Below are 1,551 nucleotides of genomic sequence, written 5' to 3' on the forward strand. Positions count from 1 at the left end.
GATCATGCGGTAGGCCGCTTCGATCTGCCAGTTGAGGCAGTGCAATTGGGAACCGCGGGGGGCGCGCACGACGCGGGGGCCGGATGTCATGGTGGTCTCCTCGGTGAGGGGGTGGCCGGAGCTGCTGCCCGCCGGGGGTCTCCGGTTCTGGCTCTAGCACCAGACCACTAGGCCCGGCCATGGCCACCAGCCCCTGCAGGATGCGCAAATCATCAGCGCCCAGCGGCTCCGGGCCGCTGAACTCGATCCGCTTGCCGTCGCCGTAGTCATACGTCACGTCCAGCTTGCCGCGCTTGCGCTCGCCCCGCTTGAGGGCACGGAACAGGCCGGGGGCCAGACAGTGCGCCGGGTCGTGCCGGACGTGGCTGAGGCTGTGTTTGTTCTTAGGCTTTGCCACGAGGCACCCCCTTGCTCTTGTGCTGCTTTTCCAGCACGGCGGGCTTGAGTACCCCGCCGTCATGCCGCCTGAACCAGCGGTCTTTGAACGGTGCCCCATAGTTGGCCTTGCTGACTCCAAAGCGGACGAAATAGGGCCGCTGCGTGTCGTCTACGCCCCATTCCTCGGCCTCACCGGTGGTCATGCCGGACAGGTACGATTGCCAGCGGATGTTATCCACCAGCACGGACGATCCCCGGCTGGCCTGCTGCTGGTCGCCTGCGCCCATCATGGCCGCGCCCTTGCTGGCATGGTGCAGGAACACGATAGAGCACCCGGTATCGGCGGCGATGGCCTCCATGCGGCCAATCACTTGCGCCATGGGGCCGCTGGCGTTCTCTTCCTCGATGTGGAACCGGCGCAAGGTATCCAGCACCATCAAGCGGCGTCCCTCAGCGGCTCGCTTGAGGCCGTCGAACCACTCCGGGGCCATGATGTTGGGTAGGCTGCCGATCAGCGGCTGGATTAGCAGACCGTCAGCCACGGCTTGCCGTTGCTCGTCGGTCAGGCGTTCCCCCAATGCGTGCAGGCGGTGATGTATGGCGGTGGGCGGGTCTTCGGCGGGCAGGTAGATCACCGGGCCGGTGCGCAACTCGCCCACGTCCAGCAGGTCGGGGCCGCCTGCGATCTGTGCGGCCAGTTGCAGGGCCAGCATGGACTTGCCGGCCCCACCGGGGGACACCAGCGCCCCCACGGTGCCGGCCACCATGTTGGGCAGTACGTAGTCAATCGGTGGCGGTAGCTCTGTGAAGCTCGCCAGAATGTCGATAGGCTTATGGGTAGCCATTGATTTGCCTCCTGTGTAGGCGGTTGGTGGTTAGGCGCTGGCGGGGTCACTACCCCCGCCCTGCGCCGCTCTGAGTTCTTCCAGGCACTCGCGCAGCGCCTCGTATTCGTCGTCGGTCAGCCAGAACTTGCGCTGACGCATCCCTTTGGCCTTCATGCGCTCGGCATATCGCGCTTGGCGTACAGCGTCAGGGCTGGCCAGCAGGTCGCCGGTCTGCTTGTCCTTTTGGTCTTTCATATCAGTCACCGAGAAACTTGCCGGGGCCGAAAGGCTTGTCTTCGCGGAACAAGGACAAGGTGCAGCCGTCAAGGTTAAGGCTGGCCATATC

The 1,551-nt window shown here is 65.1% G+C and carries 2 protein-coding genes and 1 pseudogene; all 3 read right to left on the reverse strand.

Annotated elements, in window-relative coordinates; all coding sequences use genetic code 11:
• Window positions 1–115: 115 nt before the first annotated feature.
• Window positions 116–397: pseudogene (gene repC, locus R8N49_RS24575) on the reverse strand (replication protein C, IncQ-type); the annotation flags it as partial.
• Complete coding sequence (locus R8N49_RS24580; protein WP_169573183.1) at window positions 384–1,223, reverse strand: helicase RepA family protein; 840 nt, start codon at window positions 1,221–1,223, stop codon at window positions 384–386. The pseudogene repC and the gene R8N49_RS24580, both read right to left, overlap by 14 nt.
• Before the next feature lie 30 nt (window positions 1,224–1,253).
• Window positions 1,254–1,460, reverse strand: coding sequence for a plasmid repression protein F (urfF, locus tag R8N49_RS24585; protein ID WP_007857788.1), 207 nt, complete (start codon window positions 1,458–1,460; stop codon window positions 1,254–1,256).
• Window positions 1,461–1,551: the final 91 nt, after the last annotated feature.

It is taken from the genome of Vibrio sp. 1978 (assembly GCF_033344345.1).

Excerpts from the sequence above, each read along its gene's own strand:
- urfF (WP_007857788.1), bottom strand. The coding sequence starts at position 1,460 with ATGAAAGACCAAAAGGACAAGCAGACCGGCGACCTGCTGGCCAGCCCT.
- R8N49_RS24580 (WP_169573183.1), bottom strand. The coding sequence starts at position 1,223 with ATGGCTACCCATAAGCCTATCGACATTCTGGCGAGCTTCACAGAGCTA.